This is a genomic window from Veillonella sp. KGMB01456, from assembly GCF_023051165.1.
Classification (GTDB): domain Bacteria; phylum Bacillota; class Negativicutes; order Veillonellales; family Veillonellaceae; genus Veillonella_A.
Genome location: NZ_JALKIG010000009.1, coordinates 1 through 26,733, shown reverse-complemented (window position 1 = coordinate 26,733; position 26,733 = coordinate 1). Strand labels below are relative to the sequence as shown.

Below are 26,733 nucleotides of genomic sequence, written 5' to 3'. Positions count from 1 at the left end.
CAAACTGATGTGTCAAAAGTGGAAAGGAGGACTTCGATGAAGCGCGTTTTAGTTGGTGTAAAGAGTATTCAACGGGATGCGGACGGGCATGATACAGTCATTGAAATGGTTTCTCCCGGTGAATATCACGAAAAAAATGATACAAAATATATTATGTATAATGAAACCGAATTATCCGGAATGGAAGGCTCCCATACAACGATTAAGTTAAAGCCTCGTTCCATTGTATTAATTCGCAATGGCAAAGTGTCTGTGCGACATGAGTATGTGCTCGGCGAGACACGGCAATCAGTGTATGAAACTCCCTTCGGTGAGCTTCACATGGCGTTTAAAACTCATGAATTGGAGTCTGACTTAGAGGACGGCATTGGTAAAATACACTTAGGCTACGACATTTCGGTCAGTGGCGAATGGCAATATTATAATCAATTAGATATCGTATTACAGGAGGATTTAGAGTATGGAACTAAAGGACAAGCTCAAGCAAGGAATTGAGGCGGCAGTAGCAAAAGCATTAGCTGACGGCGCATTACCGGAAGGAACGTACCCTGAAGTAGTTTTGGAAGTACCGCCACAGAAAGAATTCGGCGATTTTTCTACGAATATTGCCATGCAATCGGCCCGTGTAGCCCGCATGAATCCGGCAGCTATTGCGGATATCATCATTGCCAATATGGACTATGATTGGCTTGAAAAAGCTGAAAAAGCCGGTGCCGGTTTTATCAATTTCTTTGTGAAAACAGACGCTGTTTACGATACGTTGAAATCCGTGTTGGAACAAGGCGTTTGCTATGGTGCTCAAGCTACTCGTGATGAAGATACGATTCAGGTTGAATATGTAAGTGCCAATCCGACGGGCCCACTTCATGTAGGCCACGGTCGCGGTGCCGCGTACGGCAGTGCGCTTGTTAACTTATTGCGTGCCGCCGGTTACAAGGTAGAATCGGAATACTACATTAATGACGCCGGTAATCAGATTGATAACTTGGCGAAATCCATTGATGCTCGCTATATGGAACTTCTCGATATGAAGAGTGAATTCCCTGAAAACGGCTATCATGGCCAGGATATCATTGATACGGCACAGAGTATCATCAACTGGGGTGGCGATTTCTTTGCCGTATTGAGTGAAGAAGAACGTTTGCCGTTCTTTAAAGAATTCGGTTTGACTGAAAAGCTTAATGCCTTGCGTGTAAGCCTTCGCAATTTCAATGTGGACTTTGATCACTGGTTCAGCGAACGATCCTTGCATAGAAGCGGTGAAGTAACCAAAGCTATTCAATTCTTAAAAGACACCGGCGATGTGTATGAAAAAGACGGTGCTTTGTGGTTTGCGTCCACGCGCTACGGCGACGACAAAGACCGCGTAGTTATCCGCGAAAACGGTGAACCTACGTACTTGGCATCGGATATTGCGTACCATCGCAATAAATTTGAACGCGGTTTTAAAAAGATGATTAATATCTGGGGCGCCGACCATCACGGTTATGTGACGCGCGTTAAAGCGTCCATGCAGGCCCTCGGCTATAATCCGGACCGCTTGGAAATTTTGTTATTACAAATGGTGGCCTTATATCGTGACGGCGAACTTGTAAAAATGTCGAAACGTACCGGCCAATCCGTAACCTTGGATGAATTGATTGAAGAAGTAGGCGTAGATGCGGCGCGCTATTTCTTCCTCATGCGTTCCTTGGACAGCCAATTGGATTTTGATATCAACTTGGCAGCCTCAAAGAGCAATGATAACCCGGTATACTACATCCAGTATGCGCATGCACGTATTCACAGCATTTTTAATCAGGTGAATGAAGCGGGCATCAAATACGGCGATTGGGCCGGCGTAAAATTTGATACCTTAACGAGCGAATTGGAACTCGATATTATTAAAAAACTAGGCGCTTACCCTGAAGAAATTCGTGAGGCTGCCGAACATCGTGCGCCACATCGTATTGCTCGTTACTTATACGAATTGGCCGGCATGTTCCATTCGTTCTACAAACAAGGTCGTATTATGGGCGTAGACAGCGATTTACAACAGGCGCGTTTAGGCCTTATCACGGCGATTGCCGATGTATTGCGTAACGGCCTCGGTATTTTAGGTATTTCCGCACCGGAAAAAATGTAAGATTTTTTAAAACTGTCGCAGCGTGCGATAGTGTGTAGATACATTCATAGCTTTGGGAGGAATCATGGCAACAAAGTATATTTTCGTAACAGGTGGGGTTGTTTCGTCGTTAGGTAAGGGTATTACTGCAGCATCCTTAGGCCGTTTGCTTAAGAACCGCGGTATGAATGTAACCATTCAGAAATTTGACCCGTACATCAATATCGACCCTGGTACAATGAGTCCGTATCAACACGGTGAAGTGTTCGTTACCGATGACGGCGCTGAAACAGACCTTGATCTTGGTCACTATGAACGTTTTATCGATATCAACCTCGGTAAACGCTCGAATGTAACGGCCGGTAAAGTATATTGGTCCGTTATTAACAAAGAACGTAAAGGTGATTATTTAGGCGGTACCGTTCAGGTTATCCCTCATATTACGAATGAAATCAAACAAAACGTATATCGCGTAGGTAAAGAAGATAACGCGGACGTAGTTATTACGGAAATCGGTGGTACGGTAGGTGATATTGAAAGCTTACCGTTCCTCGAAGCCATTCGTCAGGTTAAAAAAGAAGTAGGTCGTAACGACGTGCTCTACATTCACGTAACCTTGGTGCCATACATCAGTGCAGCGGGCGAGTTAAAAACTAAACCGACTCAGCACAGCGTAAAAGAATTGCGCAGTATCGGTATTCAACCGGATATCATCGTTTGCCGTACGGAAAAACACATTTCCGACGAAATGAAAGATAAATTGGCTTTATTCTGTGACATCGATCCGGAAGCCGTTATTGAAAACCGCACTTGTAACACGATTTATGAAGTGCCTTTGATGATGCAGGAAGAAGGCCTTGATGACATCGTTGTTAAAAAATTACAATTACCTGATAAGCCGGCCGATATGGTAGCTTGGAAAGAAATGGTAGATAAAATTCTTCATCCTAACAAAGAAATCACCGTGGCCTTGGTTGGTAAATATGTAGCCCTTCACGATGCGTATCTCAGCGTAGCTGAAGCCTTGACTCATGCCGGTATCGCAACGGATACAAAGGTTAATATTAAATGGATTGATGCGGAAGAATTGGAAGAAAACGCATGCAATGTGGCTAAGTTATATGAAGATGTTGACGGTATTGTAGTACCGGGCGGCTTCGGTTATCGCGGGGTAGAAGGTAAGATTCGCACTATCCAATATGCTCGTGAAAACAAAGTCCCTTACCTCGGCTTGTGCCTCGGCATGCAGTCTGCGGTAATGGAATTTGCTCGTAACGTAGCCGGCCTTGAAGCTGCTAACTCTACCGAATTCGACGAAGACTGCATGAACCCTGTAATCGACTTGATGCCGGATCAGGTAGATGTAGATCAAAAAGGCGGTACTATGCGTCTTGGTATCTATCCATGTAAGACTGTAGAAGGCACCAAAGTGCGTGAAGCTTATGGCGAAGACCTCATTTACGAACGTCATCGTCATCGTTATGAATTCAACAATGCATTCCGTCAGGAATTAACGGAAAAAGGCCTCGTAATCAGTGGTACATCCCCTGATAACCGTTTAGTTGAATGTGTGGAACTCAAAGATCATCCTTGGTTCGTAGGTGTTCAGTTCCATCCGGAATTGAAATCCCGTCCTACTAAAGCACATCCGTTATTCAAAGGCTTTGTTGATGCTATTTTGAAAATTAAAGGAATGTAATAGTGAGTAAAACTGTACGTACAGCTCGTTATCAACAAATTGCAGCCGATGTGGCCGGTAAAATTGTATCCGGCGGGTATAAGGAAGGAGAGCGTATTTTTGCGCGCTCCGCTCTATCGGTTCACTACGGTGTGTCGCCCGAAACTTCGCGCCGTGCCATCGCTTTGCTGGCAGATTTAGGCATTGTCGAAGTGACTAAAGGGAGTGGCTGTACAGTTTTATCTAAAGAGAAAGCCGAACAATTCCGCATGCAATTTAGCGATTTTGATTCGGTGGACTCTTTGCGACGCGAGCTGACTCAGCAAATTGAGAATCAAACAAAATCCCTGCAGGGATTAAAAGAAACGATACAAAAATTAACTGATTCGGTGGGGCATTACCAATATAAAAATCCTTTGCAACCTATGAAAATGTCCATTACGGAGGACTGTCGTTATTTAGGACAGTCCATAGGATCCATTCAATTATGGCAACATACCGGTGTTACCATTGTGGCGATTGAAAATCAAGATAAGACTATGATTATATCGCCGGGACCGTATGCTACCTTTACGGCGGGCGAAGAAATCTATTTTATCGGCCCCGCTGACAGCTGGTTGCGATTGGAACGCTTTTTGTATAATACCGATGAAAATGAGGCTTAACAGTCTGTGGCAGATAATCGGTAACGTTTTAAGGTTAACTAAAGGTTGACTATATAATTTAATAATTTTATTTACAATATAACGCAATAAGCGCCTGACATGAGTCGGGCGCTTTTTTGTATTATATAGGACATTATGACATAAAGTAATATATACTATACTATATTTATAAAAGTCGATATTTGACTAAAGTAACAACTTGATGTTAGAATTGAGTTGTTACTTTAGGGAGGTATTGAATGATAGAAATTAAAAACGTAAAGAAACGATATGGCAAAAAAGAAGTATTACATGATATTAGTTTGACTATTCCCGATGGTGAAATTGTTTCGCTCATCGGCGGTAGTGGTTGTGGTAAATCCACATTGCTTAAAATGATTAATCGCTTGATTCCTATTACAGGTGGCGATATTTATGTAAATGGTAAAAATATTCATGATATGGAACCTGTAACCTTGCGTCGTAAGATTGGTTATGTTATCCAACAAACGGGTTTATTCCCGCATATGACAATTCGTAAAAATTTAGAATTAGTTATGGATCTTCATAAGATGCCGCAAGAAGGTCGGGCTGAGAAGATTAATGAAATGATGGACCTCGTTGATTTATCCTGTGATTTATTGAATCGTTATCCCATCGAATTATCCGGTGGTCAGCAGCAACGTGTCGGCGTAGCACGAGCGCTTATTGTCGATTCGGATGTTATTTTGATGGATGAACCTTTCTCTGCGATTGACCCTATTACGCGTGTGTCCTTGCAGGATGAGCTTCGCAGTTTACAAGAAACATTAAAGAAAACGATTGTTTTCGTAACCCATGATATGGATGAAGCCATTAAAATCTCGGATCGTATTTGTTTAATGCGTGAAGGTCATGTAGAACAATACGATACGCCGGAACAAATTTTACGGAATCCCGCTACGGAATATGTAGAAAGCTTTATTGGTAAAAATCGTATTTGGAACTCGCCGGAGTTCATCAAAGCGGAAGACATCATGATTGATGCCACCAATATCGCCTATCCGACGGACAGTTTATTCCGTTGTATGAAAAAAATTAAAGATATCCCTCAAGATTTCCTTATTATTGTAGACCGCGGCACGCGTCGTTTTAGAGGCTTAGTTAATGCCCGTATGATTCGTGAGCAAATAAGTTTACAAGGACCTGTCAGTGAAATTATGGCCCAGCCGAAGAAATTGGCTCATGTGGGGGATTCCTTATTAGATGTGGTAGAAACAATTCAGACCTTGCACCGTCCGTATATGATTGTACTGGATGATTCTGAACGCCTGGCGGGGGTCATTACACAAAGTAGTTTAATTACCACCTTAGGAAGTCAGTATGTAGATGATGCGGAGGTAATATAATTGGGTATATTTAGTTATATGTTTGAAAATATAGATCAGATTATGCGTCTTTTGTTAGAGCATATCCAGCTAACTGCCATTGCGGTGGGGTTAGCTATTCTGGTGGGCTTGCCGCTGGGGATTTTAATCAGCTACGTAAAGCCTTTAAATAAGCCGGTCATGGGGGCTACTAACTTAATTCAAGCGGTTCCCAGCATGGCCTTATTGGGTTTTGCCATTCCACTCTTAGGGATTGGTACCTTGCCGTCGGTCATTGTGGTGTTTTTGTATTCCCTCTTGCCGATTGTCAAAAATACCTATATCGGCATCAGTCAGATTTCGCCGGGCACCATTGAGGCGGCTCGCGGGATTGGCTTAACACGTCAACAAATTTTATGGAAGGTACAGTTACCGTTAACATTGCCTATGTTAATGGCGGGTGTACGAATTTCAGCCGTTACGGCCGTAGGCCTTATGACAATTGCCGCCTTTATCGGCGCCGGTGGTTTGGGCTTTTTAGTTTTTAGCGGCATCAGTTCCGTTAATAACGGTATGATTTTGGCCGGCGCGATTCCTGCCTGTATATTGGCCTTGGCCATTGACTGGGTGCTGTCTCAAGTGGAGTCATTGGTAACACCGGTCAGTTTGCAGCCTGAGTTGTTGAAAACTCGCTCGACCCTTACGGCTAAACGACGTCGCCAGAAATGGAGTGTCGGCGTCGTAGTAGCCTTACTGGTATTTATGTTTGGGCAGAATGTATATGCCAATTTAGTTAAAGATCCTAATACGATTCGTATCGGGAGTAAGCAGTTTACCGAACAGTTAGTGTTGGGTAATATGCTGGGTGAAATGATTGAAAAAAATACAAATATTAAGATAGAAAGTCACTTAGGTGCCGGCGGCACCCAGGTGCTGTTTAGTGCCATGGAAAAAGGCGATTTAGATGCGTATATTGATTATACCGGTACGGCCTATGTGGATATTTTAAAACATGATCCCATAAGCGATGAGCAGGAAGTATACGATACAACGAAAGAGGAATTGGCGAAGAAGTATGATGTTGCCTTGTTGGCGGCGGCTCCTTTCAGCAATACCTATACCTTGGCGGTAGATCCTGCTGTGGCACAGGCGTATAATTTGCATACCATGAGTGATTTAAGTCAGGTTGCCTCCTCTTTGAAGGCCGGTACTACCCTTGAGTTTTTGAATCGTCAGGATGGTTTACGCGGCGTTCAAAATGAGTATGGTTTTACTTTTAAAGATGCTAAAGGCATTGACGGGGCCACGCGCTATGTGGCGTTGTCAAGCGGTGATGTACAGGTAGTGGATGCCTTTTCTACAGATGGGTTATTAAAGAAATATAATCTGACTGTTTTGGCTGATGATAAAGGATTCTTTCCGCCGTATTACGGTGTACCGTTGGTTCGCCAAGAAACCATAGAAGAACATCCTGAATTACAAGATGTTATTAATCGTATGATGGCAACCTTAGACACGGACACAATGCGTGAGTTAAATTATCAAGTAGACGTGGAGCATAAGAGTCCTAAAGAAGTAGCTCATGACTTTTTGGTAGCTAAGGGCTTAGTAAAATAAATAACTGATATATGAGGCTTTATAAACCGATTTAATGATTGCGGGGACATAAGGTGTATAAAACTGAATAATGTAAGAGGTAAAGCGGTATAGTGGTATTACTATATCGCTTTATTTTTAGATTGCAAAAATGTATCGCCTTTTTTCATAAATTGCATAACTGAAACTCGATTTCGTATTGATTTTTTTCGTTGCGTGGTGTATGATAATTATGTAATCGATATAGATTATCCGTTATTAATAACTATCAATTAGCGACATTGTATATTCAAAATAGAGAGCACTGTATATTTGTTCTAATAGCAAGTTAGGTTGCTTTTTACTGTTTGGTAATAATGCAGCTCATGATAGTTTTTAAAGTATAGTAAGTTTATTAAACACAAGGAGTGACTCACAAATGGCAATTATCGGCAAAGAATTACCTGATTTTTCCTTACAGGGTTTCCGCAATCCGGACGTAGTAACAGTAACTAAAGCAGATGTAGTTGGCAAATGGAGCGTATTCGTATTCTATCCGGCCGATTTCACATTTGTTTGCCCTACCGAATTGGAAGATTTACAGTCCCATTATGCAGAATTGCAGGAAATGGGCGTAGAAGTATTCTCCGTATCCGTTGACTCCGAATTCGTACATAAAGCATGGGCTGATGCGTCTCCAAACATCGCAAAAATTCAGTACACTATGTTAGCTGATCAGAAACATGAACTGGCTGACTTCTTCGAAACTTTCTCCGAAGAAGAAGGTCGTGCATACCGCGGTTCTTTCGTAGTAAATCCGGAAGGCAAAGTAGAAACTGCTGAAATCCACAACATGGGTATCGGTCGTTCTGCCGATGAATTGGTTCGTAAAGTGCAGGCAGCTCAATTCGTAGCTAAACATGGTGACCAGGTTTGTCCGGCTAAATGGAAACCGGGTGCAGATACTTTAAAACCGGGTCTTGACCTTGTAGGTAAATTATAAGATTCAACTATTCGGTTAACCCTTTTTAACCGGTTAATAAATGAACAGCAAGTCCCTCCCTACAGAAGGTTGTTCATTGACATATTTAGGAGATCCCTTTTCCTAAAATCAGCGGCGCGAGCTTGTCTCGGCCGCTGATTTTTTTGTTTGAACACATTTGATTTTATGTGAATGTTGAATGAAAAAATGATGATTCGAATCTGATTTGTTTTGAAAAAATTTGGGTATTTATTCATTTTTTTGTGGCTATATTCAACTTTAGTCAATGAGTTTTACCGAAATTGTGTTCGGAAAAGCAGAATTCAAGATAATTGTGGCGAATGTATAATGAAAGACTACTTTTGTATATTGTTGCAAAGTCGTTTTTGTCAAGGCTAAGAGCAGTAAAACCTCATAAAAATGCAGTAAAATTGATTGACTTTCATATGCTAACTTATTCAAAATAATTAATAATTATGAATTAACAAACCGTGAAAACCTTTGTCGAATAAGTGTTTGTAAGTTAGTGCTTTTTTTTCATATATTTATCGAAAACTTGAAACATTGAAATTATTAGATTTATCTTGCGTTTTAGTATATAATATATTACATAGAATAAGGCGAAAGGGTAATGGCTAAGGTTAAAAAAAGGAGTATTGGGCATGGAAGTATCATACGAAAGATTGGCAACGATTTTTAAAGCATTGAGTGATGAAACTAGATTGCATATCATTGACATGTTGTCATGTAATGAGTTATGTGCTTGTGACATTTTGGCAAGCTTCAATTTGTCGCAGTCTACGTTGAGCTATCACATGAAAATTTTGATTGATGCAGGTGTTGTTAACTCGCAGCGTAACGGGTTATGGACACGCTATTCAATCAACGAAGAAACTTTTGATGAGTTAGTTAAGATCTTACCTGATTTGTACAAAACCAAAGATGAATGTATTTGCGCTCAGATTAAATATTGTCGCTTAGAAGATAAACCTGAATAAGAAACAACAGGAGTTAATATGAGACGCTGGATTATGCACGTGGATATGGATGCTTTTTATGCATCAGTTGAACAACGCGATAATCCCGAGTATAGAGGCCGCCCGGTTATCGTTGGCGGCCTTTCTTCGCGTGGTGTGGTATCTACCGCGTCGTACGAAGCTCGTAAATTAGGTGTTCATTCGGCCATGAGTATGGCCAAGGCCCGTGAGCTTTGTCCGGACGGTATTTATTTATGGCCCCGGTTCGAAGTGTACCATGCTGTTTCAGAGCAGGTCCATGCTATTATGGAACGCTATTCACCCTATATTGAGCCGTTATCGCTAGATGAAGCTTTTTTGGATATAACGGGCCTCCATAATCGTTTTGACGGCCCTTATGCGGTCGGTAAGGCTATTAAAAAGGATATATTAGATGCGACCGGCCTTATAGCTTCGGTTGGTCTCGCACCGAATAAGTATTTGGCAAAACTGGCTTCGGATATTAGAAAGCCCGATGGCTTGGTGGTAATACCTTATGGACAGGAAGCTAAATTTATTGCCAATCTGCCGGTTAAACGCTTGTGGGGCGTAGGCAAACAAACGGAAAAACGTCTACATGAAGCGGGTTTTTATAAAATCGGTCAAATTGCGGCGCTAGGGGATGAGTCGAAATTGCGCCCCGTAGCGGGCAATCAGGCTAAACGGCTCTACGATTTGTCCCGAGGCATTGATGACCGGCCGATAGAATATGATCGCATGATTCATTCCATCGGCAATGAATTGACGTATGAAACAGATTTGACCGATGAAGCTGTCATTGACCGCGAATGGCACTATTTTGCCCATAAAGTGGCGAAACGTTTGCGGCAGCAAGGTTTGAAAGGACATACCGTTTCCATTAAGGTCCGTTTTAACGATTTTAAGACTATAAGTCGTCAAAAACGCATAGATATGCCTACTGACAATGAAGAAACACTATACCGTATAGGATTGATGTTGTATAATAAACTAAACATTGATAAACCGATTCGCCTTTTAGGGCTTACGGTCAGCGATTTTGCCGATGAATGGGGGCAGACATCTTTATTTGAGAGTGAAGTGTCACAGGATGAATTGGCAAAGACTGTAGATGACCTCGAAGAAAAATTCGGTGAAGGTATTGTTATGAAAGGGGCCCTTTGGGAACGCTTGGCCCACCAAAAGAGAGAGGAAGAGAATAACGATGAAACACTTTAAATTGAAGTATGGCAACGGCGAGGTTGAATTTGATTTACCCACTCAAGAAGTAGTAGATGTTGTGGAAGGGGCGGACTATCCCGCTATTGAAGATATTCCGGCAGCGCTTCTTGAAGCTTTGGATAATCCAATCGGCACGGCGCCGCTAAAAGATATTGTGCAGCATGATGAAACGGTATGTATCGTTGTATCCGACATTACACGCGCCTGGATTCGCTATGATGCTTACTTACCTACTTTGCTTAATTATTTGAACGAAGCAGGTGTGCCGGATGAAAAGATTTTCCTTTTAATCGCTTATGGTGCTCATCGTCTTCAATCGGAAGCGGAATCTCGTTCCGAGTTTGGTGACGAAGTCGTTAATCGCGTTCGTATTGAACACAGTAGCGGTATCAATCCGGACAGTCATTTCCGTCATATCGGCGAAACATCTCATGGTGTACCGATTGAAGTGAATGAACTCGCTTTAGATGCGGATCGTCTCATTTTGACGGGCGGTATCGTATACCACTTGATTGCCGGTTTTGGCGGCGGTCGTAAGGCCATTTTACCGGGTATTTCATCCTATCAGACGATTCAAAAAAACCACAATCTTTGCTTGTCGGAAGAGATTGGTGGCGGTACGAAACCTGAAATCGTAAGCGGTAATATTACGAATAATATTATGCATGACGATCAGATGCAACATGGTCGTGCCGTAGAAGCGGATTTCCTCATTAATTCCGTAGCGAATACGGAAGGTAAATTAGCGAAATTCGTGGCCGGTCATTGGGAAGATGCATGGCTGGAAGGCACGAAATTAGTTAAACAGATTTACGGGGTACCGGTTAATGAATTGGCTGACTGCGTTATCGCTTCGGCGGGCGGTTATCCGAAAGATATTAACTTGTATCAAGGTGTTAAAACCCAGGTTAATGCAGTGCTTGCATGTAAGCCGGGTGGCGTGGTTATTTTGCTTATGGAATTGCCGGATATTCACGAACCGGAAGAATTCCTCGGTTGGTTTGATACCCGCGATTTGAAAGAACGTGAAATTAAATTGCGTAATGGCTTTACCGTACCGGGCTTTATTGCGTTCCATTTAGGCGAAGATTTTCAGAAATATCGCCATATCTTGGTGACGAAACCGGAAAATAAAGCAATTTGTGACCGCGTGGGCATCGATGTAGTAACATCCATCGATGAAGCCATTGAGCTTGCGAACAAATTAATCGGTCGCGATGATTACACCGTAACGGTTATGCCACTCGCCAGCAACACGGTGCCTTTATTGAATAAATAATTCCTGCAAAGGATTACTTTAATAGCGAATTAGGTTATGGCTTAACTGTTTAGATTGGTATTTTTAAGAAATTTGTTTTAAGATAGAGATAGATTCACCGAATCCGGGTGTGTAGGGATGGCTAAAAAGCCAGCACTCGATGATATAGATTTGCTTTTTACTGTTTTTAGCTTAATGTTTATTACCGAAGGTATAGGAAGATGGGAGCTGGAAGTATGCATAATCGTCATGGCATCATTGGTAAGTCTGTTATTGAATCGGTTCGTCGTTCGTTACAGAATAAGTATGCTGAGGATCGTCATATTCAGCAGTTAATAGAAGAGCTGGATAGTACTGAAGACCTGACATATGAAGAACTTCATATTACGCGTCAGGCGTATGAAGAAGTGAAAGCACGCTTATTTTATACGGCGTTATTGGACAGTTTGTGGCAGGAAATCGATGAAACGCAAGACTTGTTAGAGCAGCTTCATATATATGATTCCTTGGAAGATGAATTTCAGGCCCAAGGGGATGAACTAACCAGTGAAGAATTAAACATAGATCAAGTGGATTTGGCGGATGTAGATGTTTCGGAAAGACCGGTTGCATTACGCCAAGCCGGTACGGTAGCGGCACGTCGTGAAGGTGCTGTAGCTACGCGTCAAGATGGCACAGTAGTGACTCGTCAGGATGGTTCCGTTGTAAATCGCCGTGACGGCTCGGTAGTACCACGTCAAGATGGTACCCTTGTGGCTGAACCGACGGCAGCTAAAACACAGGCAGTGGCAGCTGATGCCATTACTGATAGAGATATTCCGCAATCATCTTTAACTCATAGTGTAAAAGCCGATGCGGATGACAATTTATTGGCAGGAACGAATGCTGTATTGAATGCGGGGGTGAGAACGGCCGATTCGGCGGCGTTTGCAGCTGAGGTGGATGATGACGAGGATGACGATCATAACGTATTCCCAACATCGGAAATCTTTTTGCAAGATATTTTGGACATGTTGAGCCAAAACTTGCCGGATGGCAAAGAGGGGACAATGACGCTTGAAGATTTGATGCTCCATACGGAGTGGAAAGAATTTAAAAAACTCGCTAAACAGGCAAAAAAATCTATTAAAAAAGCCCATAAAGCAGCGAAAAAAGAAGCTAAGAAAGTCGCGAAAGAAGCTGAAAAAGCAGCTAAAGCGGCTGAAAAAGAAACAAAAAAAGCATTGAAAAAAGCGAAACACGCCAAAAAAGGCGTGCAAGAGCGCAGCGAAGAATGGTATCAAAATTTGGAAGAGTTGACTGATGATGTAGCTAACACCGCGGCTGACAAAACAAAAGAGATTTCCAAAACAGCTGGCAGTGTAGCAACAGCAGTGCAGTCAAAAGTGAATGATGTCAAAGGAAAGGTGGTAGACGAAATGTCCACTAAAGAAGAATTAGCCAAGAATTTGAATCAAGCCACTGATGGCAAAGCAGAAGAAGTTGTTGAAAAAGTTTCCGATAAAGCTGAAGAATTGGCCGGTAAAGCTGAAGACTTGAAAGACCAAGCTGTTGATAAAGCTGAAGAATTAAAAGATCAAGCAACTGATAAAGCAGAAGAGTTAAAAGATAAAGCGTCGGACAAAGTTGATGAACTAGCCGACAAAGCAACTGATTTGAAAGACCAAGCAGCCGATAAAGTTGATGAACTATCCGACAAAGCGGCTGATTTGAAAGACCAAGCATCCGATAAAGCGGAAGAGCTTAAAGAACAGGCATCCGACAAAGTAGATGAATTAGCCGACAAAGCGGCTGATTTGAAAGATCAAGCAATTGATAAAGCGCAAGACTTAAAGGAACAGGCATCGGACAAAGTAGATGAATTAGCCGATAAAGCGGCTGATTTGAAAGACCAGGCTGCCGATAAAGCCGATGAATTATCTGAACGAGCTCAAGAAGTAGCTGACAAAGTAGCCGATCATATTTCCGAAGTAGCGGACAATATGAAAGAAAGCGCTCGCGGTGCGGCTTTGGGCGTATTGGACTTCATCGATGATGCCCTGCAAAAATTACATAGCAATTCGGATGACAAAAATCCAAAAAAATAAAACGCCTTGGTAAGAAATTACCGGACCTACACGAGACGACCAAGGCGGAAAAGAAAGCCTTGCTGACCGACAGTAAAGGTCGTTGTCAAGTGTGCGGCAACCATTGCCGACCGGTGAAAGAAAAATGCAAAAAACGACAACGTGCATTGGAGAAACTATTAAAGTAATTAATTACCTGCATAGTTTCGCATAGTGAATGAAAATAGCCCCTTACAGCGATTGGCTGTAAGGGGCTTGTTTTATGTGATTATTTAGAATCACATAAAATAGAAGGGGCAGGCCCCGGATCTTCGCCGTGAACCAGGCGTTCTTCCACCACATGAGAGCGGAAATAGTTAACCCACAGGCGAATTGCCGGTACAATCATGGACTGTTCGTTCCAAATCATGCCGAGCACCCAGTTGATGCGGGGCTCGATAGGAATTGAAACCAACTGCTCCTTATTAAGACGTTCGCAGATTGTCTGTGGCAAAATAGCCGTGCCGAGACCACTTTTTACAAGCTCCGTGATGAAGTCCCAGTTGTTGCTTTGCGCTACGATTTGCGGTACTACGCCGATTTCTTGAAAACGACCTAAGATGATATCGTATAACGAAAAGGACGGATGAAAGAACACAAGCGGTTCTTTGCGAATTTCGTGAAGAGTAACGGACTCGTAATGGGCGAATGGTGAATCTGGTTGCATCACATAGTATAAAGGCTGGTGGTTAAAGATATAGGTTTGTGTATCCGGGTTGGTAAAGTCAGACACCGGCAAGGTAACGAATCCAACCTGCAATTGATTGTCCTGTACAAGCTGGGCGATTTGCGGTGAACCGTGTTCACTTACCTTTAACGAAATTTGCGGGTAGGCGGCCATGAAGTCGCGAATAATCGGCGATAAGAAGGAAGAACCGATCATCGGCGGGATGCCGAGGCTCAATTCACCCGATTCCGTATCATTCGTGTGATGCATCTGGTGTTCAAGCACTTCAAATTGCCTCACTAAGGCTTCAATCTGCGGCAATACGGCGCACGCTTCATTGGTAAGCTCGATGCGATGCCCGCGACGGCGGAATAATTGCTTGTTCCATTCCCCTTCCAACAGGCGTACCGCTTTACTTAGTGACGGCTGACTTACGTGTAAAGTTTGGGCCGCTTTGGTGAAACTCTTCTGGCGAGCCACTTCGACAAAATATTTTAAATGGGTAATATCCATATAATCCTCCTGCAATATAATCTACATCTATTATAGCTAAAAAGAATACGGCCGTATAGGGAAAAAATATTATTTTTTTAAGAAAAAATGAGATACAATAAGTCATGACAAAGGGAATATCGAAAAATCCCTATACGAGTACACAATAAATACAACATTCGTTTATTGAATGAAGACACAGTATATTGCAGAATAAAAATTAGTCGATATGTAGGAGGCGTTTGAGGATGAAACGTGTGGCGATTGTAGTAGGTCAGATTCTATTGCTCGCCTTGATTGGAGTGTTGGGAGGCTACTTGAAAGAGTGGTTGAACCTGCCATTACCGGGGACTTTGGTGGGCATGATTTTGTTATTTTTGTTGCTCTGCTCAGGTATCATCAAGCTTAACTGGGTGGAACAGGGAGCGGCCGTTTTAATCGGGGAACTTTTGTTGTTCTTCATTCCGTCCGCTATAGGGGTTATTCAATATACACAATTATTTGGCAGTACGGGGGCTATGCTCTTGGGCGTTATCGTAACGAGTATTGTAACACTCTTGATTTCCGTTACGGTTATTACCTTGAGTGTTATGAAATTACGTAGAAAGGGGTACAAATTATGGTAAATTATTCACCGTTTCAGATGATTAGTATTCATATCATCGAATCGTTAGTGGGCACTGTAGTTTTGTATTTTCTTTTTAAAAAATTGTATGAACGTTCCGGCAAAAAACTCTATTTTACCCCGTTGTTGGGCGTGCCGGTAGTTATCGGTTTATTCCTCGTAACTATGAATATTCCGTACGATGTATATCAGGAAGGCAGCCAGTACATCACGATGATGTTGCAACCGGCCACCGTGGCCTTTGCGGTGCCTTTGTATAAATTCCGTGGCGTAGTAAAAGAATATTTTATTCCGCTCTTGGTTGTTATCGGCATGGGTTGTTCGGTGGCGTTCTTGGGTTCTATGGGACTCGCCGAACTTATCGGACTTAGCCCTGAACTCGTTCACAGTATTGCTCCGCGTTCCGTAACGACGCCGCTAGCCTTAGCTGCGTCTGATACAATGGGCGGCGACCCTACGATTACGGCCATCCTCGTAATTGCAACCGGCCTTATCGGTATGATTATGACCACCATGATGATTAAACGGGCTCATATTCATAACCGCTTGTTAAAAGGCATGCTTTACGGTATTTCGGCTCATGGGACCGGTACTGCTAAAGCCTATGAAGACGGCCCTAAAACCGGTGCTATTGCCTCTTTGGCCATGATTTTCATGGGCATCATGACAACGGTCATTGCGCCAATCGTAACAGCCGTATCCGCCGTTTTATAGGCAAAAACAACCAAATATACCGATTTAAGGTAGTTCCTTGATTGACACGAACAATCAGTTAACTATATACGTATTTACACACACTTACACAAACTTACGTAAACAAAAACGCCATCATTTGCGGGATTGTAGCTGAATCACGAACAGCTATAACCAGGAAGTGATGGCGTTTCTGTTTATTTTGCGATATACTGAATAAAAATATGGATATAATCAAATACGTGGTGTATTTGCAGTATTAAGAGTAGTTACGCTATTTTAAGTCGGTGTTTTGAAAAAAGAGAAATGAGGTTGAGTCGGCTATGGATGGGGCAACAGGATTGATTTTGGGCATGTCGTGGGGCGTGCTTTTGGGATTTATTGTGCTGGGTATTGGTGTAGGAGCCTTCGGGACACTCATAGGCGCCGGCGGAGGCTTAATTTTCGTGCCGGTATTCTTATATTTATTTACCGACTGGTCGCCGGCCATGGTAGTCGGTACCTCGCTCACTATTGTTATGTTCAATGCCATGTCCGCTTCGACAGCGTTTATTAAGCAGAAAAAAATACTCTACAGTGCGGCAATCTGGTTTACGCTGGCTACGATTCCCGGATCCTATCTTGGCGCTGTCGCGTCGGAAGGCTTCGACATATCCATGTTGAAATTCTGGTTCGGTTTATTCCTACTCTGCATGTCGACGTTTATCGGTTATAAAAACTGGACGAAAGGACAACGCAAGGAAGAATCTTTGCAACTTCATGAGTTGACCTATAGTAAAACTATCGGTTGTTTAATCAGTGTGGTAGTCGGCTTTATTTCCAGCGTTTTCGGCATCGGCGGCGGGCTCATTCACGTGGCGGCGCTCGTGTATATTTTGGGCTTCCCCACACATGTGGCAACGGCTACGAGCCAGTTTATATTATTCTTATCCACGATTACAGGTGTAGTCACACATTATTCCTTGGGTCATATTCAATGGAATATCGCCATTGCCTGCGGCATTGGGGCCGTCATTGGGGCCCAACTTGGTGCGGCTATTGCTAAACGTCTTAAAGCTACCAGTATTCTTATGGTGTTCTCTTTAGGAGTAGGGATTTTAGCATTGCGATTGATTTGGACGTCGGGAATGTTGTGGTAAGATGCTCGGCTATTAGTGAATTATAATTGAATATTGATGACATCTATGATAGGAACCGTTACAAGGCAAGATAAATTGTTTTGGCGGTTCTTTTTTTGTTGGAAAACAAGATACTTACTAAAATTTTATCAATGAATTATCGCAAAATATTGATGATTGTAATGGGATGGTTATAGTGTGAATTTGTTAAGCTTGTAAAGGTTAGATGAAGTGATATAGATTGTTTTATCAAAGAAAATTATGCTATATTGATTGTATTTTGGGCAAATGTGATAAATATGAACTAATACTCTCATTGACCCTACATGATAAAAGTGCTAGCATTTAATTATAGTGAATATTTGATGAATTTATAAGGGGTATAATTTGAGTTCATCGCATGGTAAAAGTGTTATATGGTATAGGGTATGAGAGGAGTTTTAGGATGGAAACAAAGCATCAAAATCGTCGTCGCATAGTCAAAGCTTCTTTGAGCAGTGCCGTATTATTGAGTCTGTTATTAGGCGGGCAAGTGTTAGCAGCAGAAAACATCGTTGTAGACAGTGGTACCGCTACGGGGACAACGAATACCGTAACTGATGACAAAACGGCTCGTGTCGTGGGGACGGAAAATTCAGTGACCGGCAGTGAAGATGCCAATGTTATTGGGGATACCAATACCGTTGAAGACACCAATGGCGTTAATATTGTAGGTAATGATAATAAGGTAACAAAGAGCTACCCATGGCAGGGTGGAACAAGATATGAAGCCAGCGTTGATACTCGTGTTCTAGGTAATAACAACGAAGTACGGGGGAGTCGTAAACAAAACGTTATCGGTGATAATAATAAAATAATCGGTCGAGATGTTGGTACCGTTACTGACTATGGTCATCCGGAAGGCCGTGAACCTAATATTTCCGACTTAACCATTGGTCGCGGTAATGTCCTTACCGGTAATCATACGTATCGCAATGAATGGGACTCCTTAACGGTTATCGGTAATAATAATGATATTGACGGTGCGGCAGCAGGTATTATTATCGGTGATAATCAAAAAGGCAGTAATATTCTGGATTCTATTATCATAGGCTCTTTATCACCTGAAGAAAAGAAGACTATCGGAGTTGGTAATCGGAAAATGGTTGTTATTGGTTACCATGCATTGGGAGCCGATGGCACTACAGCAATCGGGCATAGAGTTCAGAGCTTAGGGCCTCTCAGTACAGCTGTTGGCACTCGTTCAACCATTGAGGGAATGACTGTTTATTCCTCTCTTTATGGCGTGGATAATAAGCTTAGTTCCGAGAATGGAATGGGTGTTTCGATTGCAACCGGAACTTTTGGGACTTTGAATAAAGTTGATTCGTCTTTGAGTTCCATGGTTTTCGGTACCGGTAACCGTGTGACCAATGCAGCCGGTAATATGACTGAAGGTATTGAAGGCGGTTTTATGACGGGCCGTTGGGGCGAGCTCTATTATCATGCAGGGGACGATTTTGGTTATACAGATCGTTCTTCCGAGGTGATGGGTGAGTTTGCAACTTTAAATGGGGGTTCCGTATTTGCACTTGGGAACGGCAATGTGTCGGATTATGCAAGACGATCTTCCATCTTTGGAACGGGCAATACTTTAAGCGGCACCGAAGCTGCAGTCAGTGATTATAATATGGTTACCGGTTATCAAAATAAAGCCACTAATGTGAATCATGTCTCTGTCATGGGGAGCGGCAATACGCTTAGCGACGCAACTACGGATGTTGTCATCGGTGATTACCATACCTTATCGGGTAGCAAAAATAACGTAATTCTTGGAACTATGGGAACGAAAGTAGGCTATGAAGAACAATCTCATACGCCTAAGAGTTTTGAACATGTGACCGGAAATTTACAGTGGACAGGAGATACGCTGCACTATGCGGTGAAGGTGCAAAAACCGTTACGTGAACATACGGAAAATATCAGCAACGCTGTTATGCTCGGCTATAATACGGACGTACAACATGATGGTGGCGTGGCTATCGGCAGTAATTCTGTATCGGCTGTTGACAAAGGGTTATTTGGCTATAATCCGATTACAGGTAAAGATTTTGAAAATGAAGTGGCTATTGTTGCTTATGCCGGCAAAGAAGATCGATTTGCCGAATTAAATAGCAGTATCCCTGATTTGGAATCCGCTCTTTCGACAGCTAAAGCTGATTATGAAACCAAGGTTTCTGATTATCTGGCCAAAAATGCCGATTATGTTCAGGCTGTAAATGCTTATAACAGTATTGACCATGATTCGAATCAAGGTAAAAAAATTAAAGAACGGATGGATGCTGCTAAGACTGCCAATGATGAAGCAAGAGCCGCTATGGATACGGCAGAAACAGCCGTGAATGATGCCAATAAAGCCTATACGGCAGCTGTATCGGAAAAAACTCAGATTACATCCGCTTGGCAATCCGGTGCGGCGGCTGTTTCCGTTGGTGATAGTGAAACAGGTTTAACTCGTCAAATTACCAATGTTGCAGCCGGTACCAATGATACCGATGCGGTCAACGTGGCGCAGCTTAAAGCGGCTTTGGATGCTGCGGGTACAGGGCTACAGGAAAGTACGGATGCTTTGAGCTTTAAAGATAATAAATTAGGTCTATCTATTAAGAATTCCGATGGAAAAGAAATCATTTCCGGAAGCGTTAACTTGTCTACAATTGCAGCTGCCGTTGATACGAGAAATACCATTGCCAATGCTGATGGTGATAGCACAATTACTATCGACAGCACAGAAAAGAATAGTATCGGCGGAACTAATTACAAAATCAAAGTGAACACCGATGGCAAGGTAGTTGCAGACAATAAAGGAATTGTTACCGGCGGTACTGTTTATAATGAAACACGCGTTGCTGAAGACGGTACTTACGTGAAAAAATCTAAGTCAGCCGGCCAAAACCTGAGTGCTTTAGATAGCCAAGTAGCTGCTAATACGACTCAGATTACGCAGAACACCAATAATATTACTTCCATTTCCAACGAAGTAAGCAATATTACCAATAACGTAACCAGCTTGAACAGTCAGGTTAACAAACTGGACAATCGTATTAATCGTGTCGGTGCCGGTGCGGCCGCTTTAGCAGCATTGCATCCGCAAGATTACGATCCGACTGCTAAATGGGATTTTGCCGCCGGTTACGGTAACTACAAATCGGCTAATGCTGTAGCAATTGGTGCGTTCTATCGTCCGACGAATGACTTGTTATTCTCCATCGGCACCAGCATGGGCGGCGGTGAAAACATGTTTAATGCCGGCGTAAGTGTTAAGTTCGGTAGCAGTAACGAGTATTCGAATTACTCGAAATCTGCCTTAGCCGAAGTTGTATCTGAACAGTCTAAGCAATTAGCAAACCAGAATTCTACGATTGAAGAATTACGGGCTCAGGTTCAACAGCAGGCTCAGGAAAATGCGGAATTACGTACGCAAGTTCAGGAAATTATGCGCCAGTTGGCTAATAAATAGTTGAACTAAACCGCTGCTATCAATTTCTAATATGGTAGCTGTGTGAGATAGTTAAATTGGCTTCTCTTTAATTAAATAAAAACGGGATTGTTCCGAGGTAATAACCTTGGAACAATCCCGTTTTACTTTATAAGTCTATACGTCCTACCGCCGATAAGGCCTTGTCCGTATATAGAATCTTTTATTCAATTGCATTTAGAATGCATGTTTACACCGTCATCCCCTTGGCGTAGTTTTCATACAATTCCGTATAATAACCACCCTTAGCCAAGAGTTCTTGGTGAGTACCCTGCTCAACGATTTGACCGTTATTCACAACGAGCAATAAATCGGCGTCACGAATGGTGGATAATCGATGGGCGATGACGATACCGGTACGGCCTTTTAAGAGTTGATTCATCGCTTTTTGCACTTCCACTTCTGTACGCGTATCAACGTTGGCGGTGGCTTCGTCAAGTACGAGAATGCTTGGGTTAACCAAAAAGGCACGAGCGATCGTCAGTAATTGGCGCTGCCCTTGCGAGAGGTCATCGGCACCATTTTTTAAGATCGTATCATAGCCTTGTGGCAAGGTGCGGATAAAATGATCCGCCATGGCCAGTTTCGCAACATGGATAATTTCTTCCCGCGTTGCATCCGGCTTACCGTAAGCGATGTTTTCAGCAATGGTGCCTGTAAAAATCCACGTGTCTTGCAATACCATGCCGATTTGACGATGCAAGGCTTCGCGGCTTAATTTGCGAATGTCCGTACCGTGAATAGTAATGGTACCGCCGGATATTTCATAAAAACGCATGAGCAGGTTAATGATTGTGGTTTTGCCGGCCCCCGTAGGGCCTACAATAGCTACGACGTGGCCGCTGGGGATTTCAAAGTTTACATCCGTCATAAGCGGTTTATCGTCGCTGTAACCGAAGTTCACATGACTAAATTCAATGGCATTAGTACTTGATGCGGCGCCCGCAACAGAGTTAGGCACGTCTTGTAAGGTTCCTGAGTCATCCTCCATCGGAGCGTCCAGAATCTCGTAAATACGACCTAAGGCGGCGTGTGTTTCTTGAAATCGGGTTAAGATGTAGGAACTGCGCGAAATCGGGTCGGATACTTGTGTTACGTAGAGGAAAAAGGCTTGGATGTCACCAAGGGTGATATAGCCGCGCAACACGAAGAGACCGCCTTGGATGGCAACGAGGACGTAGCCTATTTGGTTGATGAAGTTAACCAACGGCATGATGAGCTGCCCCATAAAACCGGATTGTCGTTCACGCGTAAAGAGACGTGTATTTAAATCCGTCATGTGGTCGGTGGAGACTTTTTCAAGACCAAAAGACTGTATGATTTGCTTGCCTGAAATTAATTCTTCAATGCCGCCGTTCACAGCACCTAAAGCCTCTTGATTGCGCAGGTAGATAGTGCGCGCTTTTTTAGACGTAAAGGTTAAGCCGAGAACGCCGACGATGATAACGCCGAGAATAATCGCAGCCAGGAGCGGACTAATCCAAATCATCATGGCGACGGCACCGACGATGCCGATAAACGATGAGATGAGGCCCGGAATGCCTTCACGGAGCGTTTCGCCGACGGAGTCTAAGTCACTCGTAAGGCGACTTAACATATCGCCACGGTTGTGTTGATTGAAATAGGACATCGGTAAATGATGAATCTGATGGCTTACGCGGCTGCGCAAAGCTAATACCATGCGTTGTGCACTGCCGGCGATGATAAATTCACTAACGTATGTGAATACGGCGTGGCAGCTGTAAAAAATGATGAGTAGAAGGACTGTATCGATTGTACCGTCTAAAATGGCGTTGATTTCACGGTGCTGTTCGAGGCCCTGAACGATGGCATCGACAATGTCACCTAAGAGGCGCGGGGCGATAATTTCAAAGCTCGCGGCCAAGATTAAGGCTATGGTTAGAAAACCGAGGCGCCACCACTGACTGCGTGAGTCCAGGAGGAATCGTTTGACCAGTTTCATAGTGCCACCTCCTGTGATGTTACAATCTGCTGATAGATTGGGCAATGAGCCAAGAGTTCTTCGTGCGTGCCTACGCCCATCGATTCACCCTGGTTGATGACCAGGATTTTATCGGCTTTTCGGGCGGCGCTGACCTTCTGTTCAATAGATATGAATGCCCTGCCGGAGGTAATGCCATCGCTGTTTCTATTGCCGTTGCTATTGCTAATCTCCTCGGCTACGGCTTTACGCACTTGCTGTTCGGTGATGCCGTCCAAGGCAGAGAAACTGTCGTCAAAAATTAAAAGACGAGGTTTACGAACTAAGGCACGAGCCATGGCGAGGCGTTGGCGCTGACCGCCGGATAGGTTGGTACCGCCTTGAGCAAGTTCGTGCTCATAACCGTCTTCGAAACGGCTGATAAATTCATGGGCGCCCGCTAATTTTGCCGCTTCTTCAATATCTTCACGTGTCAGCGGTGCATTCGAGGCTTGGCTTTTGCCAAATTCTAAATTCATGGCAATGGTACCGGTGAAAAGATAGGCTTTTTGCGGCACATAGCCGATTTGTGAGCGCACATCTTCAATGGGTTGGCTAAAAATTGACTGACCGTTAAAGAGAATGTCGCCACACTCGATAGGATACAGGCCTAAAATGAGCTTGGCCAAGGTACTTTTGCCGGAACCGATGTCACCCATGATAGCCAGCGTTTCGCCGGCGTTGAGGGTGAAGGAAATATCTTTTAAGGCCGCTTCTTCCGCATCGTCATAGCGGAAGGTAACATTGCGAAATTCTAACAGTGGTACTTGGCCGGAGATACTTTCCGTTGCATGTAAATAAACGTTATCAGTTACTGTATTTTGCTTAGAACTAACTGTCGGGTTTTCAGAATGAACTAATAACTCTCTAATACGTCGATAGCAAATAATGGCTTCCGGCACGTCGAGAAGCACGAATACAGCCATAATGAGGTTCATCAAAATGAGGGTGGCGTACTCGATGATGGCCATAATATCACCGATTTGGAGCACACCGGAGTCAATCTGATAGCCGCCAAGCCAGAGGATAACCACGGTGCTCATGTTGAAAATAATGAGGATACTGGGCAGTCCGATGGCGTAGGTGCGGGCCAGACGAGTTTCCTTGTTGGATAATTCCGTGAACATGCCAATTTCAGCAGCTTTTTCATCGTCCGTGCGATTAAAAGCTCGAATCACGGACATGCCGATAATATGGTCGCGCACGAGGTCGGTCAGTTTATCTAATTGCTGCTGAACGGCCATGACGATAGGGAGGGCCCGTTTTTGAATGCTTATCATGAGCACTACCATGATGACCATGAGGCTTAAAATGATGAGCCCCATTTCGAAGCTTTTGTAAAAAGTGAGTCCTAAACCGACTATAATCATGAGCGGCATGGGGAGAATCATATTGATGCCTTTGGCGAGGACGGACTGGATTTTTTCCACATCACGGGTGGCACGCATGAGCAAGGTGCCGGTGCCGTATTTTGAAAAATCCGACAAAGAGAAGTCCTGCAACGCCTGCACGAGTTGCTGCCGCAGGTTGAGGCTGACGCGTGACGCAATATGGGCGGCCAAGTATACGGCGCTGAGTGAGCCGATGACGGTTACCAAAGAGGCGGCGAGCATGGCAACGCTGAGGCGACTGATGGCGTCCAAGTCGCCTTGCAAAACGCCTTCATTAATGATGCTGGCCGTTAAAGTCGGCACAGTAAGCGCACTGACTACATGAATTAAGGAGAGCAGGCAGGCGCTTAAAAAAGCCCATTTTACGGGGCTTAAATAAGTTGTGATAAATTTCATATAAATCGTTCCTTTGGGTAATTATTTTACAATTTTTACCGTATGACCGTTAGTATGGATATTGCTGTTGGTTGAATCGTCGTTGTTAAGTTCCGTCAGATAGGAATCACCGGTTACATTCCACACAGAATCCTTGCTAAGGCTTAAAGAAGCCTGTTTAGCGCTGTTGTTCGGATTGATGGCACCGGTAAATGTGGAGTTTTGCGAAAGCTTAATGTCCAGCTTGCTACCGCGGTCGGCTAGTATATCGCCGTTAATGGCCTGTTGATTGGCTTGTAAACGTACTTGGCTGTTAGTGTTGCCGGTGCTGTTGATAGCCGCCGCTGCACGATTTAGGTCGGATGTATCGCCCGTGCCGGATAGTACCTGCAAGAATGGAGCACGGCTCGGTTGGCTGATAGTATTGCCTTGGAGTTTTATTTGGGCTTTAGCACCGAGAATGGTAAAAAGCGGCGTAGAGCCCGTTTCGGTGAGTCGGCTTTGGTTAATGGTGAGCTTGGTCGTCCCTTTTTCAGCGGTGCCTAAATCGGTTTGATATAGGTAAAAACCATTGGCTCCTTTTAGCTGTGAATTGGTAAATGTCACGTCCGTATTGCCTTCCAAAAGTCCGAATGTGCCATTCGATGCTTCACCGTTAATAGCATTCAACTTCATCGTGCCGGTTGAGCTGATGAGGGGGCTGTTTTGGCCGTAAGTACGAAGGGTGACGCCATCAGCAGTGAGGCTACTGTCGACTTTCGTTGCGGTGGCGAGGGCCGGACTTTGAGAACCGTAGGTGCTGATATTACTCTGCTTTAAGGAAATTTCGGCACCATAGGCAGCACCGATGCCTTGGGATACGCGGTTATTCGTGCGAATCGTTAAATCCTTAGCGGTAATTTTTACTTTCTTACCGCTACCAACGATGCCGGAAGCGCCGTCGCCGTTGGTAGTGATAGTGCTGTTTTCAATCGTGGCCTGACTATATGGCGCAACTAGAAGAGCGGCGTTTTGACCGCGCCACAGGCTGAGACCTTCGCTGTCGCTATGACCGGTTTTAATGAGTTCCGCTTTTTTCACTTTCGCCTTGCCGGTTTTCTGTACTAAAATTACATTTTGATTATTCTGGTTATTGTTGAGAGAATTTTTAAAAGTCTTTGAGCCGTTCGCTACTTTAGTGGCTTTAAACTTGTAGTTGTTGTCCACTTTTTTGCCTTTTTTCACGGCATCATCGGAATCGCTTACGAGACCCAGTAATTTGCCGGCCGCTTTAATCGGATTAAGTGACGGTAACGAGAAAGAGGGGATGATTTTGGCGGCGATATAGGCGTTAACCGGATCTACTGCATGTACGGAATTGAGCGGATAGGCTGATGCGGACATGGCTAAGGCAATCGTCATTATAGCGGCAATAGCTTTGCGTTTATGATTTTTACGGGCAGTGCCGGAAGTATTGGCGGTATTTGATGAGTTTGTATTTGTTTGATTTTTATTTGTGTATTTCATGGAGCTCCTCAGATGTGTTTAATTCGTTTATTAAACTCGAGTAAATTTCACATAATAATTATAAATTTCGATATGTTAATTATAGCCTGTTTTAGCTGAGAGTACAAAGAAAACTTTGATGAAGTAAATAGGAGGATTACAGGATTTACGGTACGTTTCAGCGGAAAGTTGCGGTAAGGGCTTGATTTGTTGGACAAAACACGGTAATATATTAAGGTAATAGTTTAATTTGGAGAGGTGTCCGAGTGGTTTAAGGAGCTGGTCTTGAAAACCAGTGACTCCGCAAGGGGCCGTGGGTTCGAATCCCACCCTCTCCGCCATAAGAAAATATAAATCCCTTATAGAGCTAAATAGTAGTTCTATAAGGGATTTTGTGTTAATGGGGTATTCCTGCTTTCTGCATGATTTGAGTTATAGGACAAAAAGTGTGTGTAAAAAGTGCTGTAAACCTAGATAGATA

At 43.5% G+C, this 26,733-nt stretch carries 19 protein-coding genes and 1 tRNA gene; 16 read left to right on the top strand and 4 right to left on the bottom strand.

Annotated features, from left to right (window positions below; translation table 11 throughout):
• The first annotated feature begins 36 nt into the window (after positions 1–36).
• From MXE28_RS04170 to MXE28_RS04120, 11 genes are all read left to right on the top strand, one after another.
• Positions 37–495, top strand: a complete 459-nt coding sequence (locus MXE28_RS04170; protein ID WP_226974498.1) for a DUF1934 domain-containing protein — start codon at positions 37–39, stop codon at positions 493–495.
• Positions 461–2,125 (top strand): arginine--tRNA ligase, encoded by a 1,665-nt coding sequence (argS, locus tag MXE28_RS04165; protein WP_226974499.1) that lies wholly within the window; start codon positions 461–463, stop codon positions 2,123–2,125. The genes MXE28_RS04170 and argS overlap by 35 nt, the downstream gene beginning before the upstream one ends.
• 64 nt (positions 2,126–2,189) lie before the next feature.
• Positions 2,190–3,803 (top strand): CTP synthase, encoded by a 1,614-nt coding sequence (locus MXE28_RS04160; RefSeq protein ID WP_127057858.1) that lies wholly within the window; start codon positions 2,190–2,192, stop codon positions 3,801–3,803.
• Between the two features lie 2 nt (positions 3,804–3,805).
• Positions 3,806–4,447 (top strand): TrkA C-terminal domain-containing protein, encoded by a 642-nt coding sequence (locus MXE28_RS11620; RefSeq protein WP_021842254.1) that lies wholly within the window; start codon positions 3,806–3,808, stop codon positions 4,445–4,447.
• A gap of 239 nt (positions 4,448–4,686) precedes the next feature.
• Positions 4,687–5,814 (top strand): ABC transporter ATP-binding protein, encoded by a 1,128-nt coding sequence (locus MXE28_RS04150; protein ID WP_247239835.1) that lies wholly within the window; start codon positions 4,687–4,689, stop codon positions 5,812–5,814.
• Positions 5,815–7,389: a glycine betaine ABC transporter substrate-binding protein gene (locus MXE28_RS04145; RefSeq protein WP_226974501.1), complete on the top strand. Its 1,575-nt coding sequence runs from the start codon at positions 5,815–5,817 to the stop codon at positions 7,387–7,389.
• A gap of 397 nt (positions 7,390–7,786) precedes the next feature.
• Positions 7,787–8,350: an alkyl hydroperoxide reductase subunit C gene (ahpC, locus tag MXE28_RS04140; protein WP_021842257.1), complete on the top strand. Its 564-nt coding sequence runs from the start codon at positions 7,787–7,789 to the stop codon at positions 8,348–8,350.
• Between the two features lie 641 nt (positions 8,351–8,991).
• Positions 8,992–9,327, top strand: coding sequence for a metalloregulator ArsR/SmtB family transcription factor (locus tag MXE28_RS04135; protein ID WP_021842258.1), 336 nt, complete (start codon positions 8,992–8,994; stop codon positions 9,325–9,327).
• Positions 9,328–9,345: 18 nt separating this feature from the next.
• A complete protein-coding gene (locus tag MXE28_RS04130; protein WP_021842259.1) occupies positions 9,346–10,542 on the top strand; it encodes a DNA polymerase IV in 1,197 nt (398 codons plus the stop codon).
• Positions 10,529–11,824: a nickel-dependent lactate racemase gene (larA, locus tag MXE28_RS04125; protein ID WP_156704369.1), complete on the top strand. Its 1,296-nt coding sequence runs from the start codon at positions 10,529–10,531 to the stop codon at positions 11,822–11,824. The genes MXE28_RS04130 and larA overlap by 14 nt, the downstream gene beginning before the upstream one ends.
• A 215-nt stretch (positions 11,825–12,039) precedes the next feature.
• Positions 12,040–13,890 (top strand): hypothetical protein, encoded by a 1,851-nt coding sequence (locus MXE28_RS04120; RefSeq protein WP_021842261.1) that lies wholly within the window; start codon positions 12,040–12,042, stop codon positions 13,888–13,890.
• Between the two features lie 247 nt (positions 13,891–14,137).
• On the opposite strand, the gene MXE28_RS04115 is transcribed toward MXE28_RS04120, so the two are convergent.
• Positions 14,138–15,088, bottom strand: coding sequence for a LysR family transcriptional regulator (locus MXE28_RS04115; protein ID WP_156704367.1), 951 nt, complete (start codon positions 15,086–15,088; stop codon positions 14,138–14,140).
• Between the two features lie 227 nt (positions 15,089–15,315).
• On the opposite strand from MXE28_RS04115, the gene MXE28_RS04110 reads away from it, so the two are divergent.
• The 4 genes from MXE28_RS04110 to MXE28_RS04095 all read left to right on the top strand — a co-directional run bounded on the left by MXE28_RS04110 (position 15,316) and on the right by MXE28_RS04095 (position 21,002).
• Positions 15,316–15,693 (top strand): CidA/LrgA family protein, encoded by a 378-nt coding sequence (locus MXE28_RS04110; protein ID WP_021842263.1) that lies wholly within the window; start codon positions 15,316–15,318, stop codon positions 15,691–15,693.
• Entirely contained in the window at positions 15,687–16,406 is a 720-nt protein-coding gene (locus tag MXE28_RS04105) for an LrgB family protein (protein ID WP_021842264.1), read from the top strand. Before MXE28_RS04110 ends, MXE28_RS04105 begins: the two co-directional genes overlap by 7 nt.
• A gap of 332 nt (positions 16,407–16,738) precedes the next feature.
• The gene (locus tag MXE28_RS04100) at positions 16,739–17,524 is read left to right on the top strand and encodes a sulfite exporter TauE/SafE family protein (RefSeq protein ID WP_226974455.1); all 786 of its coding nucleotides are present in this window, start codon (positions 16,739–16,741) and stop codon (positions 17,522–17,524) included.
• Between the two features lie 424 nt (positions 17,525–17,948).
• Entirely contained in the window at positions 17,949–21,002 is a 3,054-nt protein-coding gene (locus MXE28_RS04095; protein WP_156704363.1) for a YadA-like family protein, read from the top strand.
• A 208-nt stretch (positions 21,003–21,210) separates the two neighbouring features.
• Here MXE28_RS04095 and MXE28_RS04090 read toward each other — a convergent pair whose 3' ends face one another.
• From MXE28_RS04090 to MXE28_RS04080, 3 genes are read right to left on the bottom strand one after another with little or no spacing between them, the layout of a single operon-like run.
• Positions 21,211–22,983 carry an ABC transporter ATP-binding protein gene (locus MXE28_RS04090; RefSeq protein WP_021842267.1) on the bottom strand — a complete coding sequence of 591 codons (1,773 nt, stop codon included), beginning with the start codon at positions 22,981–22,983 and terminating at the stop codon, positions 21,211–21,213.
• On the bottom strand, positions 22,980–24,788 hold the full coding sequence (locus MXE28_RS04085; protein ID WP_156704361.1) for an ABC transporter ATP-binding protein: 1,809 nt from the start codon (positions 24,786–24,788) through the stop codon (positions 22,980–22,982). Before MXE28_RS04085 ends, MXE28_RS04090 begins: the two co-directional genes overlap by 4 nt.
• Positions 24,789–24,809: 21 nt before the next feature.
• Positions 24,810–26,273, bottom strand: coding sequence for a hypothetical protein (locus MXE28_RS04080; RefSeq protein ID WP_156704359.1), 1,464 nt, complete (start codon positions 26,271–26,273; stop codon positions 24,810–24,812).
• 231 nt (positions 26,274–26,504) lie between these two features.
• Here MXE28_RS04080 and MXE28_RS04075 point away from each other — a divergent pair.
• A tRNA-Ser gene (locus MXE28_RS04075) sits at positions 26,505–26,593 on the top strand.
• The last annotated feature ends 140 nt before the right edge of the window (positions 26,594–26,733 follow it).

What these genes read in the sequence shown, in the direction of transcription:
- argS (WP_226974499.1), top strand. Translation starts at nt 461, where the DNA reads ATGGAACTAAAGGACAAGCTCAAGCAAGGAATTGAGGCGGCAGTAGCA.
- MXE28_RS04100 (WP_226974455.1), top strand. Translation starts at nt 16,739, where the DNA reads ATGTCGTGGGGCGTGCTTTTGGGATTTATTGTGCTGGGTATTGGTGTA.
- MXE28_RS04090 (WP_021842267.1), bottom strand. Translation starts at nt 22,983, where the DNA reads ATGAAACTGGTCAAACGATTCCTCCTGGACTCACGCAGTCAGTGGTGG.
- MXE28_RS04130 (WP_021842259.1), top strand. Translation starts at nt 9,346, where the DNA reads ATGAGACGCTGGATTATGCACGTGGATATGGATGCTTTTTATGCATCA.
- MXE28_RS04135 (WP_021842258.1), top strand. Translation starts at nt 8,992, where the DNA reads ATGGAAGTATCATACGAAAGATTGGCAACGATTTTTAAAGCATTGAGT.
- MXE28_RS04110 (WP_021842263.1), top strand. Translation starts at nt 15,316, where the DNA reads ATGAAACGTGTGGCGATTGTAGTAGGTCAGATTCTATTGCTCGCCTTG.
- MXE28_RS04095 (WP_156704363.1), top strand. Translation starts at nt 17,949, where the DNA reads ATGGAAACAAAGCATCAAAATCGTCGTCGCATAGTCAAAGCTTCTTTG.
- MXE28_RS04170 (WP_226974498.1), top strand. Translation starts at nt 37, where the DNA reads ATGAAGCGCGTTTTAGTTGGTGTAAAGAGTATTCAACGGGATGCGGAC.
- MXE28_RS04150 (WP_247239835.1), top strand. Translation starts at nt 4,687, where the DNA reads ATGATAGAAATTAAAAACGTAAAGAAACGATATGGCAAAAAAGAAGTA.
- MXE28_RS04120 (WP_021842261.1), top strand. Translation starts at nt 12,040, where the DNA reads ATGCATAATCGTCATGGCATCATTGGTAAGTCTGTTATTGAATCGGTT.
- ahpC (WP_021842257.1), top strand. Translation starts at nt 7,787, where the DNA reads ATGGCAATTATCGGCAAAGAATTACCTGATTTTTCCTTACAGGGTTTC.
- MXE28_RS04085 (WP_156704361.1), bottom strand. Translation starts at nt 24,788, where the DNA reads ATGAAATTTATCACAACTTATTTAAGCCCCGTAAAATGGGCTTTTTTA.
- MXE28_RS04160 (WP_127057858.1), top strand. Translation starts at nt 2,190, where the DNA reads ATGGCAACAAAGTATATTTTCGTAACAGGTGGGGTTGTTTCGTCGTTA.
- MXE28_RS04105 (WP_021842264.1), top strand. Translation starts at nt 15,687, where the DNA reads ATGGTAAATTATTCACCGTTTCAGATGATTAGTATTCATATCATCGAA.
- MXE28_RS04080 (WP_156704359.1), bottom strand. Translation starts at nt 26,273, where the DNA reads ATGAAATACACAAATAAAAATCAAACAAATACAAACTCATCAAATACC.
- MXE28_RS04115 (WP_156704367.1), bottom strand. Translation starts at nt 15,088, where the DNA reads ATGGATATTACCCATTTAAAATATTTTGTCGAAGTGGCTCGCCAGAAG.
- larA (WP_156704369.1), top strand. Translation starts at nt 10,529, where the DNA reads ATGAAACACTTTAAATTGAAGTATGGCAACGGCGAGGTTGAATTTGAT.